Origin of the sequence: Sodalis sp. RH24, assembly GCF_047324145.1 — a bacterium.
Taxonomy (GTDB): domain Bacteria; phylum Pseudomonadota; class Gammaproteobacteria; order Enterobacterales; family Enterobacteriaceae; genus Acerihabitans.
Genome location: NZ_CP178729.1, coordinates 4937848 through 4953822 on the forward strand (window position 1 = coordinate 4937848; position 15975 = coordinate 4953822).

The 15975-nt window shown below is 51.7% G+C and carries 19 protein-coding genes and 3 pseudogenes; 9 read left to right on the plus strand and 13 right to left on the minus strand.

Going from position 1 to position 15975, the window contains the following annotated elements; all coding sequences use genetic code 11:
* Positions 1-508: 508 nt before the first annotated feature.
* From ACL2XG_RS22415 to ACL2XG_RS22425, 3 genes are read right to left on the minus strand one after another with little or no spacing between them, the layout of a single operon-like run.
* A complete protein-coding gene (locus ACL2XG_RS22415) occupies positions 509-1351 on the minus strand; it encodes an MBL fold metallo-hydrolase (RefSeq protein ID WP_413721217.1) in 843 nt (280 codons plus the stop codon).
* Between the two features lie 13 nt (positions 1352-1364).
* Positions 1365-1691 carry a hypothetical protein gene (locus ACL2XG_RS22420; RefSeq protein ID WP_413721216.1) on the minus strand — a complete coding sequence of 109 codons (327 nt, stop codon included), beginning with the start codon at positions 1689-1691 and terminating at the stop codon, positions 1365-1367.
* A 4-nt stretch (positions 1692-1695) separates the two neighbouring features.
* Positions 1696-2241, minus strand: coding sequence for a sugar ABC transporter (locus ACL2XG_RS22425; protein WP_413721215.1), 546 nt, complete (start codon positions 2239-2241; stop codon positions 1696-1698).
* Positions 2242-2405: 164 nt separating this feature from the next.
* On the opposite strand from ACL2XG_RS22425, the gene ACL2XG_RS22430 reads away from it, so the two are divergent.
* The 7 genes from ACL2XG_RS22430 (at position 2406) to ACL2XG_RS22460 (ending at position 7611) form a co-directional block, all read left to right on the plus strand.
* Positions 2406-3296 (plus strand): LysR substrate-binding domain-containing protein, encoded by an 891-nt coding sequence (locus ACL2XG_RS22430; protein ID WP_413721214.1) that lies wholly within the window; start codon positions 2406-2408, stop codon positions 3294-3296.
* A 324-nt stretch (positions 3297-3620) separates the two neighbouring features.
* The gene (locus ACL2XG_RS22435) at positions 3621-4511 is read left to right on the plus strand and encodes an oxidoreductase (RefSeq protein ID WP_413721213.1); all 891 of its coding nucleotides are present in this window, start codon (positions 3621-3623) and stop codon (positions 4509-4511) included.
* A gap of 138 nt (positions 4512-4649) precedes the next feature.
* Positions 4650-5189 (plus strand): DUF2058 domain-containing protein, encoded by a 540-nt coding sequence (locus tag ACL2XG_RS22440; RefSeq protein ID WP_413721212.1) that lies wholly within the window; start codon positions 4650-4652, stop codon positions 5187-5189.
* 377 nt (positions 5190-5566) lie between these two features.
* Positions 5567-5908 carry a DMT family transporter gene (locus ACL2XG_RS22445; RefSeq protein WP_410013953.1) on the plus strand — a complete coding sequence of 114 codons (342 nt, stop codon included), beginning with the start codon at positions 5567-5569 and terminating at the stop codon, positions 5906-5908.
* Entirely contained in the window at positions 5908-6501 is a 594-nt protein-coding gene (locus tag ACL2XG_RS22450) for a TetR/AcrR family transcriptional regulator (RefSeq protein WP_413721211.1), read from the plus strand. Before ACL2XG_RS22445 ends, ACL2XG_RS22450 begins: the two co-directional genes overlap by 1 nt.
* 145 nt (positions 6502-6646) lie before the next feature.
* Positions 6647-6916 carry a hypothetical protein gene (locus ACL2XG_RS22455; RefSeq protein WP_413721210.1) on the plus strand — a complete coding sequence of 90 codons (270 nt, stop codon included), beginning with the start codon at positions 6647-6649 and terminating at the stop codon, positions 6914-6916.
* Positions 6917-7134: 218 nt separating this feature from the next.
* Positions 7135-7611 (plus strand): cold-shock protein, encoded by a 477-nt coding sequence (locus tag ACL2XG_RS22460; protein WP_413721209.1) that lies wholly within the window; start codon positions 7135-7137, stop codon positions 7609-7611.
* A gap of 352 nt (positions 7612-7963) precedes the next feature.
* Here the strand turns inward: ACL2XG_RS22460 and ACL2XG_RS22465 are convergent, their stop codons facing one another.
* Both ACL2XG_RS22465 and ACL2XG_RS22470 read right to left on the minus strand, forming a co-directional pair.
* A complete protein-coding gene (locus ACL2XG_RS22465; protein WP_413721208.1) occupies positions 7964-8770 on the minus strand; it encodes an SDR family NAD(P)-dependent oxidoreductase in 807 nt (268 codons plus the stop codon).
* 279 nt (positions 8771-9049) lie between these two features.
* Positions 9050-9952 (minus strand): LysR family transcriptional regulator, encoded by a 903-nt coding sequence (locus ACL2XG_RS22470; RefSeq protein WP_413723484.1) that lies wholly within the window; start codon positions 9950-9952, stop codon positions 9050-9052.
* Between the two features lie 91 nt (positions 9953-10043).
* Between ACL2XG_RS22470 and ACL2XG_RS22475 the strand changes: the two genes are divergently transcribed.
* Positions 10044-11060, plus strand: coding sequence for an NADP-dependent oxidoreductase (locus tag ACL2XG_RS22475; RefSeq protein WP_413721207.1), 1017 nt, complete (start codon positions 10044-10046; stop codon positions 11058-11060).
* A 288-nt stretch (positions 11061-11348) separates the two neighbouring features.
* Here ACL2XG_RS22475 and ACL2XG_RS22480 read toward each other — a convergent pair whose 3' ends face one another.
* From ACL2XG_RS22480 to ACL2XG_RS22495, 4 genes and pseudogenes are all read right to left on the minus strand, one after another.
* Positions 11349-11759, minus strand: coding sequence for a type II toxin-antitoxin system HicB family antitoxin (locus ACL2XG_RS22480; protein ID WP_413721206.1), 411 nt, complete (start codon positions 11757-11759; stop codon positions 11349-11351).
* A gap of 71 nt (positions 11760-11830) precedes the next feature.
* Positions 11831-12163, minus strand: a complete 333-nt coding sequence (locus tag ACL2XG_RS22485; RefSeq protein WP_413721205.1) for a type II toxin-antitoxin system HicA family toxin — start codon at positions 12161-12163, stop codon at positions 11831-11833.
* 153 nt (positions 12164-12316) lie between these two features.
* Positions 12317-12691, minus strand: a pseudogene (locus ACL2XG_RS22490) (integrase core domain-containing protein); the annotation flags it as partial.
* 109 nt (positions 12692-12800) lie between these two features.
* Positions 12801-13059: pseudogene (locus ACL2XG_RS22495) on the minus strand (transposase); the annotation flags it as partial.
* A 108-nt stretch (positions 13060-13167) separates the two neighbouring features.
* Here ACL2XG_RS22495 and tnpB point away from each other — a divergent pair.
* Positions 13168-13275: pseudogene (gene tnpB / locus ACL2XG_RS22500) on the plus strand (IS66 family insertion sequence element accessory protein TnpB); the annotation flags it as partial.
* 47 nt (positions 13276-13322) lie between these two features.
* Here tnpB and ACL2XG_RS22505 read toward each other — a convergent pair.
* From ACL2XG_RS22505 to ACL2XG_RS22520, 4 genes are all read right to left on the minus strand, one after another.
* Positions 13323-13505 (minus strand): hypothetical protein, encoded by a 183-nt coding sequence (locus ACL2XG_RS22505; RefSeq protein ID WP_410016824.1) that lies wholly within the window; start codon positions 13503-13505, stop codon positions 13323-13325.
* A gap of 183 nt (positions 13506-13688) precedes the next feature.
* Positions 13689-13973: a type II toxin-antitoxin system RelE family toxin gene (locus ACL2XG_RS22510; RefSeq protein ID WP_413721204.1), complete on the minus strand. Its 285-nt coding sequence runs from the start codon at positions 13971-13973 to the stop codon at positions 13689-13691.
* On the minus strand, positions 13963-14214 hold the full coding sequence (locus ACL2XG_RS22515; RefSeq protein WP_410013962.1) for a prevent-host-death protein: 252 nt from the start codon (positions 14212-14214) through the stop codon (positions 13963-13965). The genes ACL2XG_RS22510 and ACL2XG_RS22515 overlap by 11 nt, the downstream gene beginning before the upstream one ends.
* 658 nt (positions 14215-14872) lie before the next feature.
* Positions 14873-15973 carry a nuclease gene (locus ACL2XG_RS22520; protein WP_413721203.1) on the minus strand — a complete coding sequence of 367 codons (1101 nt, stop codon included), beginning with the start codon at positions 15971-15973 and terminating at the stop codon, positions 14873-14875.
* Between the last annotated feature and the right edge of the window lie 2 nt (positions 15974-15975).

Below are 15975 nucleotides of genomic sequence, written 5' to 3' on the forward strand. Positions count from 1 at the left end.
ATAAAAATCAATCAATGGCATTTTCACCTCGATTAGTGGTTTGGTGAAAGTATTTCTTAGTATTTGATTATCACACAGACCACTAAATTGCTGCGCGTAATAGTTGTGACCAACTCCTCGTTAATTCACGCTGAATGCCGTTAGCAATGTCCGAAGATCGTTCATATCGGACTATTCACATCAGCATGTCTGCTTCGTACCCAGGCTGTGTGAAAAGACTTTTGGTTACAGAGACTGTCAAAAGCAGAGCTGAAAACCGTGCTTATACGTAAAATTCGGCTCTACTAACCGGTCGATTAATTTCAGATTTTGCGTAGACACGCGCACTTCAGTTTTTGACTAGGGTTTTCACACAGCCTGTGCCACTAGCAAACACTACTAACATCGCGGTGCGTTAATCAATGGAGAGCAGATCGCCCTCTCCTGGCTTACTCCTCTACCACTTCTGGTTTTTTGGAAGCGGTTAAGTGATTTGCGAACAGGTATTTCATGAGATGCGAATATCCATTCATTCTTCCGGGTAGGAAATTCGATATCCGCCATCAGCCATGAGAACGCGGGCAAACCCCCGACGCTCTAAGTGCATGCCTGCAATGAGCAGTTTTTCCCTGACTGCCTGTTCCAGGAGTTTTTTCCGTGTGTCTTCGGCCTGAGCGGGGTTGCAGTCAAATACAATGGAAACGGCCGGGTGTGCTGACTGGATATGCGGGAAGTGGACGATGTCTCCCCATATCAATAAGCATTTATCACCTGAATCGATGCGGAATCCGGTATGGCCTGGCGTGTGACCCGGCAGCCATACCGGGAGAATGCCCCCGGTTATCTCCTTCCCGTCCAGAAAGCGCAAGTTCTGCGCATACGCTTCTAACGTTCGGCGGACCAGCTTAAAATTACGCTGCCCACGCTCGCTGGCCATTTTTAATCTTTCATCATCCCGCCAGTATTCCGCTTCAAGAGGATGAAGATAGAGTTCAGCATGTTTATAGACTGGCCTTCCTTCAGCATCCAGCAGGCCGCCAATATGGTCAGGATGGCCGTGCGTCAATAAGACGGTGTCCACGTCAGCGGGGCCTACCCCCGCGGCACCGAGGTTTCTTTTGAGCAGCCCTCCGACGTTGTTCAGGCCTCCCGCGCCGGCGTCAACCAGAATGGTGCGTCCCTGACCGCGGATCAGATAACAGTTGATATGGATATTACCGGGTTCAGCGATCCCGGCGCTGCGCTGAATTAACCCAGCATCCGCCGTCTCAATGCCTGAAAGTAAATCCAGGCTGGCTGACATATTGCCATCACTCAGGGCGGTAACCAGAAAATCCCCAATCTGACGGGATGTGAAAGGCGGATGGTTCATAAATTCCTCATGGTCAGTTTCGAGCGAATATTTGTGGTGCGCTCGAGCCAAAACAGCGGATACGCGCCATTAGCCCCGAGGCCTGCCGAATGGCCAGATCCAGTTCACGCATAAACTTTTCCATCACGTCCGGCACACGCGATTTTGTCAGGCGATAACAGAGTTCGGCATACACCGGATGCCCGCATCCCGGCCTGACATCGACATATATGATGTGAACTTTTTCTGCTTCTGCGCCGAGAATCTCACTGCACAGTGCGCGGCAGATATGGGTGAAATCGGAGAAATCGGTGAACCTGTCAGACTGATCTTCAGAAATGTAAAAAGTCAGATTTGGCATGATTTTATTGTTTTCCTCTCTGGTGACACTTAGCCGGGTTCTGCAATTGCGGTGTAAGCGTTTCGTAGAGGTATGCTCCGGGGACTTCTGCTAACTGCTCGGCATTTTCACGTGCAAGAACGTAGGCAACGCGCCGCCCCGGGGATTTATCCAGCCCTGACGCCTGCATTGCCAGTGCCCGGTATCCCAGCCCGGTCTCGATAAAGCCGATCGGCCGGGCGCTGAGCAGCAGCAGTTCATCCGAGGATACGGCCGGAGCCGGGCCTTCACACTCATACAGATTACGGTGCCAGTCAGTGATGTGCTCCTGCCAGCGCGAGAAATTACCGCCGCCTTTCATCCGGTATTCGTCACTGGAGATCACATCCGCATCCTTAATGGTATGAATGGCGAGATAAACAGGGCAGCCAGGTTTCAGGGCCCGGAAGCGCTGGGAAGTGCTGAATCCGGTGACGGAGACTAGCGCCGGCAGTTTTTCCCGGCTGTAAAATTCATTCCAGTCTTCCTCGCTTCCGGGATTGGCATAGGTGCATTCCACGATATACAACATTGACTAACCTCTGCATGAATAAACGGCAGGAATCTAATGAGCCCGTTTAATGATTTTTCATCATGCTACATGCTGTTTTTTTGGCTATAAATCGATATTATTTCATGGTTTAGTGATATTCAGTCACTGATGGGTCACCCTATACACACAACAGGGGCGGTTTTATGCGCAGAAAAATTCCCAGCAGCACTTCCCTGCAGGCTTTTGAGGCTGCCGCAAGGCACGGTAATTTTGCCCGGGCCGCAGAGGAGTTATCGCTGACGGAAGGCGCCATCAGCCGGCAGATTGCGCGCCTTGAATCTTTGCTGAACTGCAGACTGTTTGACCGTACCGGAAGCCGCGTCAAGCTTAATCCTGTAGGTGCGCGCTATGCACATCACATACGCGAAACGCTCGAACGACTCGACAGGGATACTCAATACATAATGGGGATGCCTGAAGGAAGCAAAAGTCTGGAAATTGCCGTCCTGCCGACGTTTTCCAGTCGATGGCTGATTCCCCGCCTGAACGGCTTTAGATCTATGCATCCGGATATCACATTGCATATTGCGGCCAGAACCGACCCATTCATTCTCACCGGGAGTGGCTTTGACGCCGCAGTTCATTTTGAACATCCCGCATGGGCAGGGATGCGTTTGCATTTTCTCTTTCAGGAAAAACTGGTGCCTGTATGCCATCCTGCACTGTTAACGGACAAGAACGTCTATGAGAGGTTGAACGAACTACCGCGTATTCACCGGCGGCAGAATCCGGAAGCATGGCATCACTATGCCCAGGAAAACGGAATAATCTTTGATAATCCGGCGCAAGGTGTCCGGTATGACCTTCATGAAATGGCAATAGCTGCCGCTTTGGCGGGACAAGGCGTGGCAATGGTGCCGCGTATGTACGTCGAAAAAGAACTGCGTAGCGGAGCGCTTGTCGCACCCTGGCCAGAATCAGAAAACCTGAGCAAAAAATTCTGTTTGGTAAAACCGGTGGAAACAGGAATAAATGAACCTGCACTGCAGGATTTTGAACACTGGCTACTGGCTGAAATTAATGGCGGGACATGACAGAATTGGGGTGACATAGTGTGGGCTGGTGTATGCCAACCGTCCCTGCCAAAATGAGGACCGGACTGCTAAGCGTCATCGGAACCATCATGAAATTCCGTCGCTGGTTACTGGCAGAATCACAACAGGCGCAGCTCAGTTACCATTACTACATGAGTATTTACTCATGCCTCGATGACGACACTTCACTTTTCATCCGGGCGCGCGCTGTTTAGCATGAGCCTATGCCTGGACACATTATTTTGCTTACGTTATTCGCCGCCCTGCAACATGCCAGCTGGAACGCCTTATTACGCGGCGGTATTCACATCAGGAGAACACAAGATGTCTGATCATCCCACAATTGCTCTTATTGGTCCGGGTGCTATCGGTACCACCATCGCCGCTGTACTGCATGAAGTTGACCGCACGCCACTCCTTTGCGGGCGCACCGCGCATCCGCAGTTAATTCTGCGTCACGATGAGGGTGAAATTGTGGTGCCCGGTCCGGTATTGACTCATCCGGCGGCTATCAACCGTACGTTCGATCTGGTGTTTATCGCGGTGAAAACCACCCAGGTGGCTGACAGCGCCCACTGGCTGGCCGCGCTGTGCGATGAAAACACCGTGGTATGCGCACTGCAAAATGGCGTCGAGCAGAAAACCCAACTGGAACCCTTGGTCAACGGCGCAACGGTGCTGCCTTCGGTAGTGTGGTTCCCGGCACAGCGCGAGCCGGATGCCTCCGTCTGGCTGCGCGCCAGGCCGCGCCTGACGCTGCCGGATGTGGCGCCGGCAAAACGGGTCGCGGATGCGCTTAGCGGCACACGCTGCGCGGTTGAGCTGTCAACCGATTTTATCTCCATCGCCTGGCGCAAACTGCTGCAGAACGCGGTCGCTGGTCTGATGGTACTGGCGAATCGCCGTGCCGGGATGTTCACACGGGCGGATATCACTGAACTGGCGCTGGCTTATCTGCGTGAGTCTCTGACGGTTGCGCGAGCGGAAGGTGCCGTACTGGATGATAACGTTCCGCAGGAGATCGTTGATGGTTTTCATCATGCCCCGGCGGATTTAGGCACCTCCATTCTCGCCGACAGGCAGGCCAACCGCCCACTGGAATGGGATATCCGCAACGGTGTGATACAGCGTTATGGTCGCTCACAGGGTATTCCCACGCCCATCAGCGACGTGCTGGTGCCATTGCTGGCGGCAGGGAGCGAGGGGCCGGGCTGAAATCCTAAGGGCAGGTCACGCCAGCCTCTGATAGACCCGCCAAACTCATGCCGCACGGTGATCAGGTGCTCAATCTGGTACAGCCTCATACATTACGGGTATAATCACACAAATTATTCGACTGTTTGAGAAACGAAGATGACAAAACTCACCTTACAAGAGCAGATGCTAAAAGCTGGATTAGTAACCAGCAAAAAAATAGCCAAAGTCCAAAAAACGGCTAAAAAATCACGGGCGCAGGCCCGTGAGGCAAGGGAGGCCGTGGAAGAAAATAAAAAAGCCCAGCTTGAACGTGATAAACAGCTCAGCGAGCAACAAAAACAAGCTGCTTTATCGAAAGAATATAAAGCCCAGGTGAAGCAGTTAATTGAAATGAACCGAATCAATATTGCCAAAGGCGATATTGATTTTAACTTCACAGATAATAATCTCATTAAAAAGATAGCTGTGGACAAGCTGACTCAATCTCAGCTGATCAGTGGCCGTCTCGCCATTGCCCGGTTGGTTGATGATAACAGCGGCGTGAGTAAATACGCTATTATCCCGGCGAGCGTAGCCGATAAAATTGCGCAGCGAGATGCGAACAGTATTGTATTAAATAGTGCGCTAAGTCAGGAAGAACAAGATGAAGAAGATCCGTATGCCGATTTTAAAGTGCCGGATGATTTGATGTGGTAATCAACGCCTTGCTGATGCTGATGTATGAAAAGTCCTTCCGGGCTTTTCATTAACATCGGATGTTCAGCCAGTACCGGAAAACGCAGGGTTATTCTCGACAGTCGCCAACGCCCGCGCTGCCGGCCCGACGGGATGACGTCTTTTGGCGTTCCCGCTTTTTATCGTATCCAGGCTAGGGTTAGTCTCTTTTTGCTGTTATGGGTGCCAACAGGCGTGACCGGCAACGTGGTGCCATGAGGATGGCCGCGGGGGGCTCCTGCCTGTCACAGCACGTCTTATGTTAATCCGAGGTTACGCAGCAGAAAAAAACCGCTGACGCTTAACTTGCATACCGGCCGGTAGGTATCTAGTATTGGTTTTTATTTCAGGAGAAAACCATGTCTTCACTACTCGCTTACGCAGCACTCGCACTCGCCATCGTTCTGGAAGTGGTGGGCACCCTGTTTCTGGGCAAGTCTGAACATTTTACCCGCCTTATGCCCTCGCTAATTTGCGCTGTTCTTTATGCCTGTTCCTTTTATCTGTTGGCTCAGGTGCTGCGTACGCTTCCGCTAGGGATTGCTTATGCCTCCTGGGGAGGGCTGGGCATTATTCTGACGACCCTTATCGGCGTGGTCGTTTTCAGGCAAAAACCTGATGCGGCGGCCATCGCGGGTATCGCGCTGATTGTTGTCGGCGTGGTGGTGATTAACGGCTTTTCCAAGATGAGTGCCCACTGATGATGACAGCGTCCGGCAGACCAAAAAAAGACCCTGTCAATGTGCGCCGCCGTTTGCTCAATAGTACGGCAAGTCTGATGGCGGCCCGTGGCTTTGCCGGTGTCAGCGTCAGCGACATCGCCTCTGACGCGGGTGTGACCAAAGGCGGCCTGTTTCACCATTTTTCCAGCAAACAGGATCTTATCACTGCGGTATTTGATGATGAGCTGGAGCAGTTCAATGTACTCCTTGAGGACTTCATGGCGCGTGACCCCGGCGGCTACGGTCGCTTTACACGGGCTTATATCAGGACGACAATTGTCGCCTGCACGGAAAAGATGTCAGCGCTGACGTTTTCTCTCTGTGCTGAACCTGAACTGATAACACGCTGGGAAAGCTGGCTCGCTCAGCGCCTGAAACAGCATCAGGAGACTGACAGTGCACCGGATCTGGAGATTGCCAGACTTGCGGCAGACGGCATCTGGTTCACGAGTCTGCTTAAAGGTGGAACGCCGGAAAACAGGGAAAGCCTGCTCAGCCTTCAGCAGAGGCTGCTTGCGCTGACACTGAACAATCATCCAGACCATATCAGCCCGGGAGTGGCAGATGAATAGGGCCAAAAACATTCCTTACTGGAAATGAGCGAATAAAATACGCGTGATTGATCTGGCGGCGGCGAATATACAGGCAGATGTGTACAACATGAAGTGAGACCGGATATATTATTTATATCAAATCCTCTTCCGTGTGGAGCACCCAATGCCGGAATACCTTTTTTTCAAAAAGGGGAAGCAAACCGTCGTGCTGGAAAGATCAGACACGGACCTGGCCTCTCGGCTGACCCATCAGGGTTATAAAAAACAATTTGAAGAGGTCAGCGCCGCTGATGAAAAACACGCGCTTGCCCGCTTTGCTGATATCCGCCGGGAAAAACGAATAGATCAGCATAACTTCATAGCCGGCGCCGGAGCCATGCCCCTGATAGGTGTTCTGACGGCAGCGGCTGTTTTTCTTTTGCGCAAAAAATAGCCAGACCTGATGCTGCTGCCGCCACGTTAACTCTTCCGCCACGTCTGGCCGCCGCGTTTCACTCTGCGTCGCTGACGCCTTTACCTGGCCGTCCCGTTCGCATACCCTACATTTATCGTCCAGACTTAAACCAAAGACGTAGTCTGCGCAGGCATTGTGTTTTACACTGCGCGCTGCAAAAACTGATTAGATAAACGATTAAGCAGGCGGTAACGGCGATGAATGGAACGATCACAACCTGGTTTAAAGATAAAGGTTTTGGATTTATCAAAGATGAAAACGGCGATAACCGTTATTTTCATGTGATTAAGGTCGCCAACCCTGAGCTGATTAAGAAAGATGCGGCGGTGATCTTCGAACCCACCACGAATAACAAGGGGTTGTCGGCTTATGCCGTGAAAGTCGCACCGGAAAGCAAATACATCTATATCGCAGGCGAGCGTCTTAAGCTTACGTCGATCAAGTCTTACCTGGTTTACAGCGAGGAAGTGCCTGCCGAGACCCGCATTGATAAAGAAAATGCGGTGCTGTCCGTAGGGGTGCTGATGAGTAGCATTCGGCCGAAATCAGCCACGAAGCCTGGCGACATGCGCTCGCTGAAAAAACTGGCGATCACCACCTTCCAGGGAACGACGTTAATCTTCTCGGAAGATGAGATAGACGTGGATGCCACGGTAAAACTGCTCAAGGTCTGAAATAATTCGGACCGACCCCATGCCTCGACGAGCCGGCGGATAACGCCTGGCGTGTGTCCGTACCGCCGCCTTTACCCCCGGAACATTTCCATCTCCTGCCGCGGGAGGGAAAGACCTATGCCATTGGCGGCAGAAGAGAAAACGCTTCACAACATATCCAGACGATTTAGCGGCTCGCGCTGATCCCGAAGGATGCAACCTGGGTTGCGTTTCTTCTGATGCCTGTGCCGCGAAGCGGCACGCAGGCCGCTATCCTGAAAGGGACAATTTGTCTGGGGAGAAAATGCGGCGGCGCCTCCTTACCCATGTCAACCCGCTGCATACCTGGCCATAGCCGCGGGTGTGATCAGCATTACATAAACCGGTCCGCGCCGCCGGACGCTTCCACGGTGTGCCCGGTAACGAACTGATTGCGTGCGGAAAGCAAAAACGCGGCGATAACGGCGATATCCTCCGGGCGTCCGAAACGCCCGACGGGGGTTCTTTCCTTACCGAGAATGTCCATGATGTCCTCATCGGTTTTACCGGCCAGTTCCGGACGGCGCTCGCGAACGTTGGGCAGCATGTTGTTTGCCCAGTTTTCCGTCGCGACCGCGCCAACGCCAATGGCATTGACCAGAATGCCCATCGGCGCGACATCCAGCGCCAAACTGCGGGTCAAATTATTAATGGCCGCACTCAGGGCATGGGAAACGGTTAGCGGCGGGTTGGGATACAGCCCTCCGATGGAGGAGATATTCACGATACGTCCCCACCGGCGCCGTTGCATACCCGGGATCACCTCGCGGCAAAAACGGCGCATGGCGGTAAATTTGGTGGCGGTCATCGCCTCCCAGTCTTCCTCCGTGGTGGTCAGCAGCGTGCCGGCATGGGCCCGGCCCGCATTATTGACCAGTAAATCAATGCCGGCAAACCGCTGCTCCGCCAGGCGGACTGCCTCGCGGGGAAACGCGGCATCGGTCACGTCGCCCGCCAGCGGCAGCGTGGAGACGCCATAACGCCGCGCCAGCCTGTCGGCGGCGTCGTCCAGCCGCGATTGGGTCCTGGCCACCATCACCAGATGCACGCCGTTTGCCGCCAGCTCTTCACAAATGCTGAAACCGATACCGGTGCTGGCGCCTGTCACCAGCGCCACTTTGTCTTTGAGATCCAAATCCATTACGGGCTCCTGCTGTTTAATTAGGGGGTCATCAGGTATAACGCATTTCATGCCCGGATGCTTGCTCACTGAAATCCAGACGTCTGAAATAAACGGCCATAGCGCGTATTCCGGCTGCGCTGTTATGCCGCGGGTTTTCAGGTCACTATGGCAGGAGGGGGCAATGCATTCTATACCCGACGCGCTTTCCTCCGGTTGTGCGCTGCTACCGGCTGTCACCTGTTGCCGCGTGGTGACAGGACATGTCCGCCGTTTTGCGGGCGGTCCAGTTAAGAGAATTTAAAACTGCTCCAGCATAAATTCCAGAAACGCACGTACGGCAGGGTTTGAACGACGACTTTCATGCCAGACTGCCGAAATATTATGCCGCTCTACAGAAAAATCCGTCAGAACGGGAATTAACTCCTGGCGCCTTACCAAAGAAGCCGCCATAAAACTTGTCGCCATTCCTATTCCGGCACCGGCAGCGACTGCCGCTATAACGGCTTCGCTTGCATCGACGATGACAGCAGATGACGGCACGATTTCGATCTCCCGCTCGCCAACCCGGAACGGCCAGCGAAAAATCCGCCCCGTATTTTGGTAACGCAGATTGACCGTTTTATGCCCTATAAGATCATTAGGGTGTTTTGGCGGGGCGCATTTGGCCAAATAATCAGGCGAAGCATAACAACCCATCTGATAGGGTGAAAGGCGACGCGACAGGAGATTTGAATCCGCGAGGTCGCCGAGCCGGATGGCAATATCAATACTTTCGTCAACGATACTTATCACGCGATCGCTTAACCGTAAGTCAATCGTCACTTTTGGATGCAGGGCGCAGAATGGCGCAAGCGCAGGGGCGATCATATGGAGGCCTATCGGCAACGATGCCGCAATGCGTAATGTTCCCGCGGGCTCTGCCCGCGTACGCATGGCTACCTGCTCGAGCTCCTCGGCATCGCGCAACAACCGTAAAGCCCTCTCGTGCAGCTCGCGGCCTTCAGCAGTCAAAACCAGCGAGCGTGTGGTGCGGGTGAATAAAGTGACGCCAAGACGCTGTTCCAGTCGCTGGATGCTCTTACTTATCGCTGAAGGTGAAACGGATAGCGAGCGGGCAGCGGCGGTATAGCTGCCAAGCGCTCCCGCGCGAGCGAATGCGATAAGACCGGTGAGTCTTTCAAAACCTATTTGTTCCTTCATGGCAACATTAAAGCGAAATCCAGCCCCATTATCAATCATCATTATTAGTCATATTATCTGGCAACTGAATCCCCATTAGAGTGAGCTTGTGATGACTGAAATGATGAAAGCAGTACGACTGCACGCGTTTGGTGGTCCAGAGAACCTTAAATATGAAGATGCACCCCGGCCAACGATGGGATGTACGGAAGTGCTTGTTCGGGTGTATGCGGTCAGTCTCAACCCGCCAGACTGGTATCTGCGTGACGGTTATCGGGCGTTGCCGCCTGAATGGTGGCCCCATCCCCACTTTCCGCTCATCCTGGGCACGGATATATCCGGTGTAGTCGTAGCGGTCGGCAAAAATGTTTCCGGATTCAGCATTGGCGATGAAGTCTATTCCATGGTGCGTTTTCCTGAAAGAGCCATGGAAGGCAGCGGTGCCTATGCCGACTACGTGAGCGTTCCTGCATCAGAGCTGGCGTTAAAACCTCAGAGCATCGAACATGTCCAGGCCGCGGGTGCGCCGATGTCACTGCTGACGGCCTGGCAGTTCCTTGTCGAACTGGGGCATGACGCGCCTAATCCGTTTCAATCATTCAAACATACACCTGTTCCTCTAAAAGGCCGGACAGTAGTGGTCAACGGCGCCGGAGGAGGCGTAGGACACCTTGCGGTGCAGATTGCCAAGTGGAAAGGCGCGCGAGTGATTGCAGTCGCTTCTTCCCGCAATGAGGCGCTTTTACGCGATCTCGGTGCGGATGAGTTTATCGACTACACCAAAATAGCTCCCGAGACCGTAGTAAAAAATGCCGATCTTGTCATTGATACTTCAGGTGGAACGCACGTTGAGCGCTTTTTGAGCAGCATCAAGCAAGGCGGGGCAATGTTTCTTGTTAATCCTTTGCATTTTTCCGGACAGAAAGAGGCAGCGGAAAGAGGAATTACGGTGTCAACAACGCAAGTGCGTTCCAGTGGCGCGCAACTCTCAGCGGCGGGTAGCCTTCTGGAAACGGGAATTATCAGGGTCGTCATTGATAGCACCTACCCTTTACAAATGGCTTCAGCTGCACATAAGCGTGCTTTATCAGGCAGTATCCAGGGCAAAATTGTGCTTACACACTTTTGATTATCTTATCCCACTTCGCCATGTGTTGAGGCCGGCTGGACTGCAGGATAAGAAAAGTAAAATGCTCATTATTTCCGGTTATTTTTACCTTGAGCCTTCGGTTCTGGGGCAGGTTATGGCCGAACTTACATGATTGTCTAATGCTGTGCGACGGCGCGAAGGAACAAGGCCAAAGGCGACGTCAACGTCGTCCGTTCCCGGTTAAACGTGCTTTCATGGGAATAAGGGGGCTTCAGCGAAAATCTCTGTAGGTGTAAACAAGATTGGCCCCGCTAGAGGCCATATCAATCAATTCCTCGCAATTTCCTTGCGGGCCAACTCCGCAAGAAACGCCGAACGGTTTTTGTAATGCCCGTTTGTCTCAATATAACGGTCGATGGCCGTAATGAGATTGCCGGGCATAGTGAGATTAAATTTAACGGCTTTGGTTTCGTACTTTGTCGGATCGAGCTCAACAAAGCCTAGGAAGCCGTCATCCTCTGACAGGCGATCATCGTGAATATAGGCTGAGGGATCAGTAGGGGCGGGAACGTGCTCGCCGCGCTCTGTGAGGGCTTCAGCATGTACACCGAATGCTTTTTCTGCATCGCGAACGGCTTCTTCCAATGTATCCCCGGCAAAAAAACAACCGGGAATATCGGGGAAATAACCGTCATATTCACCGCTTTTAGTTCCGAAAATGAAAACTGGATAGATCATTAAGTACCTCGCATGACTTACTATACTAAGGGTGAAAGCGCTATTAAAGGCAGCTTGCGCCGTCCTTTCTGTTAAATGACCTTTAGCCCCGAAATCTTCTTTACTTGTCTTAGAACTCCTTTTGAGATTTCTTTCCTTGGGTGGGGAAGGGTGATGATTTCCCTTACTCCCTCCTTTTCAAGCGTGATATGACTGCTTGCTTTTTGTTTCCTTGCTATCCATCCATCATTTATCAATAGCTTGATTAACTTAGCGCTTTCCATCCTGACTCCATTTTGTCCCTCTGTGGGTATAGTACCCACAGAAAAAATATGAGTCAATATGATAGTGGGTATAATAACCACTTTTAACAATACTGCCTCCGGGTGGCCATTCCTTGTTGGCCTATCTGTTAAATCTAACAATCAGCCACCATAGTCCCGCACCTACCTCGACAATATTGTGGCTTGAAATTTCTTCTGGGGTTTGGGTCACTAATCCGGGATCAGGGTCAGTCAGGTGGTTAGGCGATTGCGGTTCATTTCTGAGATAGGGCTGAAACTGTAAGCACACCGGTTTTAGTCCCACACACTTTTTGAGATTTCCGGATTTTCAGCCATCAGCCGGTACTCTTCCGGCGTCAGGTTATTCAGCGATTCATGAGGCCGCTCGCTGTTATATTCAGTCAGCCAGCACTCTGTGATTTCCCGTACTTCATTCAGTGTCCTGAACAGATAAAAATCCAGTATTTCTGTCCGGTACGTCCGGTTCGACCGTTCGATAAACGCATTCTGTGTCCGCTTGCCCGGCCTGATAAATTCCAGTATCACGCCATGTTCTTCCGCCCATTGCGCCAGCGTGAGCGATATCAGTTCCGGACCGTTATCCATCCGCAGTTTCAGCGGATATCCGCGATTTGCCACTATCCGATCCAGCACTCTAACGACGCGCTTATCCCATCATGGCCTTGCTGCCAAAAGCAGCTGACTTGCGAGAGGCCGGATACATTAACGCAAACAGCTTTTATCATCGTATGCTTGCAAAACGGGGGCGAACCAAACATTTTTTCGATGACATCTTTCAACGCCCGGTTTTCCAGACTGAGATCGGCAAACATCTGTTTCAGGCTACGGTTTTCATCCTCAAGATCTTTCATCTTTTTGATATTAGAGGCTTCCATGCCGCCAAATTTCGCTTTCCAATTGTAGTAGCTGGCTTCAGCGATACCGGCTTCGCGGCAGACATCTTTAACGCTGCGTCTGGCTTCGACTGACTTCAGAACGGCGATGATCTGGTGTTCGGTGAATCGGGCTTTGCGCATGGCGATCTCCTATCGGGACATAATCAATATGCCGGAAGATCTCTAAATGTGAATGGTCCGTTTGGCAGAGATACTTACAGTATCTGGCTGGTCGCCGGCCACACTGATATGAGAAAGGGATTCCAGGGCCTCGCCGCCAAAGTCGTATCCGCCCTCCGGGAAGATCCGTTGTCCGGCCATGTCTTCGTCTTCCGGGGCAAACGCGGCAATTGGGTACCGGAGGCTAAACCGCGTTCCAACCGTGTAATAGCCGTTGTTTTGGTTCACATTCGCTCAGCGATTTGCGCTTGGGCGAGGCCGGCTTTTTTGCGTGCGGCCAACCGCTCATCAAGTAGGGCGCATTCCCGATCCGGTTTTTCGTATTCAGCCTTGAATTCCGGTTGCCCCATCCACTCAGTGACCATTTCGTCATGGGTTTTGGTTGGCGGCAGGCGTTTAGCGTTCATATGTTATCTCTTTCAATCTGGCTTCAGCGCCGGGGGAATCTGCATTTTCAACGTAATGCATTGGTATAAATGGATTAAGTTGCAATTCAGATTTTAGGATATACCTAAACGTATACCAATGCGGAAAAGTGATGGGATTATGTGGTCAGATTTTGAACCGTTGTTCCAGCACATGCCACCCGGTTATAGCCAGGCTTTAGCGGCGTTATAAACTTCCAAGCGTTCACGTTTGCCCACGGCCAGCACCAGCACAATCACCTGTTCATCGATCGCCTGGTAAACCAACCGATACCCGGCAGACCTGAGCTTGATTTTATAACAATCAGGCATGCCGCTGAGCCAATTGGCGGGAATATGGGGATTGACCAAAATCTCTTTTAACTTCTTTTTGAACTGCTCCCGTAATGGCGCGCCCAGTTTTTTAAACTCCTTAAGGGCATGCTCTTCAAACTCCAACTCATAGCTCATCCAGCTTGACCTTAACGCGCTTACCTTTCATCCGTGAACGGGCGATCTTGCCAAGCTCGATATCTTCCTGATAATCCACCATGGCTTCCCATGTTTCCGGTGAAATGTAGTAACCGGAGATATGGCCGTTGGTCAACACCGCCACCGGTTGGCCGTGGGCCTCTTTCAGGGCGCCATTAGGTGACTTTTTAAAATCGCTGATACTCACCGACACATTGGCAAGGATAGGTTGTACCGACATAACGAGTCCTTTTTAGTATGATATTTGATACTAAATTTAGCACTAAGTTAAAAGGGTAGCAACAGTGTTACGTGGGTCCCACGCGGAAAGATTGACGTAATACTGTTCAGTCTTTTCATTTTTTATTAATATATAACATAGTGTTAAGTAATCAGGGGTGATGGATGTATTTGCGGGCGGGGAGGCCTATCTGAAAGGTGATGCTAAACCGTTCAAAAAATATTTGATGCTCATGAGAAAGCCACAAAACGACGAAATAAAATAGCCCTGGCATGGGTCACACAACGGGTGTGAATCATGAATAGGAATAACTAAAACTTTGGGTTTTATTGTTTCTTGCGGGTGATTACACGGCAAGAAATTGTCCCTCTATGGGGCAACCGGGCAATGGTAAGGGGCATCTCTGCCGGAACAAGATTGGCTGCATGCCAAGGTGTGGCCTTATCAGCTGGTTTGCTTTACATCCGTTACTAGCCTGTCGCCATTTTGCCGCCAATCCAAAAGAGAAAGGGTCGCGCTTGCGCGCAACCCTTTGTTTTATTGGGCTGGGGGAAGTTGAATAGGCTGCCTATTATTTTGATTATATGGATTATTCCTGATTAAACTTTTGTTTTATGGGCCCAAATGTGGGCCTAAAATTTTGTTTGCCTAGAGTAAGCTAGGCGTCAGCATTCCATTGTTTGAAATAGTTCTTTAATTTCTCGACGGTATGGCGCCATTTTTGCGTGGTGGGTTTACACACAGTATTTTGATTGCCAAAGAAACCGACCTCATTGACTGCTTCGCTCTCGCTGCGGGTCTCCAGCCATTTCACCGGCACAAAGTATTCCGATTTCTCCGGGTTATTCGCATTCTGGCGATAAAGTTCGCCGTGCTGAAGTACGTCCATTGCCAGCTTCTCACCTTCAGGCGTGTCGATTTTAAAGCTGCTGGCGGGCTGCACGGCTGAAAGCACTTTACCAATACCTACATAGCCTGTACCGGGGATTTTTACCCAGACGCGATCGTCTGGCTGCAGCTGTTTTAACGTCTGGCTGTACCAGCTACCGTCACCCGCGCTGATAAACCCATAACGCCGGGCATCCTGCCAGCTACGGCTCAGCGGGTCGCCAAAGGAGACATAAAACTCGCCGTTCCAGGGTTCGCGTTCTTCAGCGTTGATACCCGACGTGGCCTGCGCGGCATTGGTCTGGGTTTCGCTTGGGTCAATAAGCCAGGCGCGGCTTAAAAGCTGCTCGTCCGCATTCTGGAATACCTGGAAGAACAGAACGTTGATGGGGATATCACGTTCACTAAGGTAAGTAACAATGCGCTCGGTTGACGGATCGAGTTCAGAGGCAACGATAATTATCTGATGAGATTGATTAAGCGATTCCTCTTCCAGCACGCTGTTAAAGCGCTGCTTGAAAGCGTCGCCTAGGTTGCCGCCTTTGGAAAAACGCGCGTAAATCTGCGACAGGCGTTCCGGGGTCAGCCCCGCAACCCAGGAGGCATAATCCAGCGCCTGCGCCACCACCTCGCGCGGCGTGCGATCGCGCTTTAACTCAATAAGGATCAGCGAGGCATCCGGGGCAATCGCCAACAGATCGAGGCGCCCACCAAATGTAGGTTCCTGCTGTCCAATAATCATCCATTGATTTGATAAAATGGACGGGTCTCGCAGGATCATACTCTCCAGCAATTTCTCGCTAGCCAGCCGACTAATTGATAACGGCTCTGGATTTTCGCCCACGCGCCAAATGGCATGATGGATCGACATGT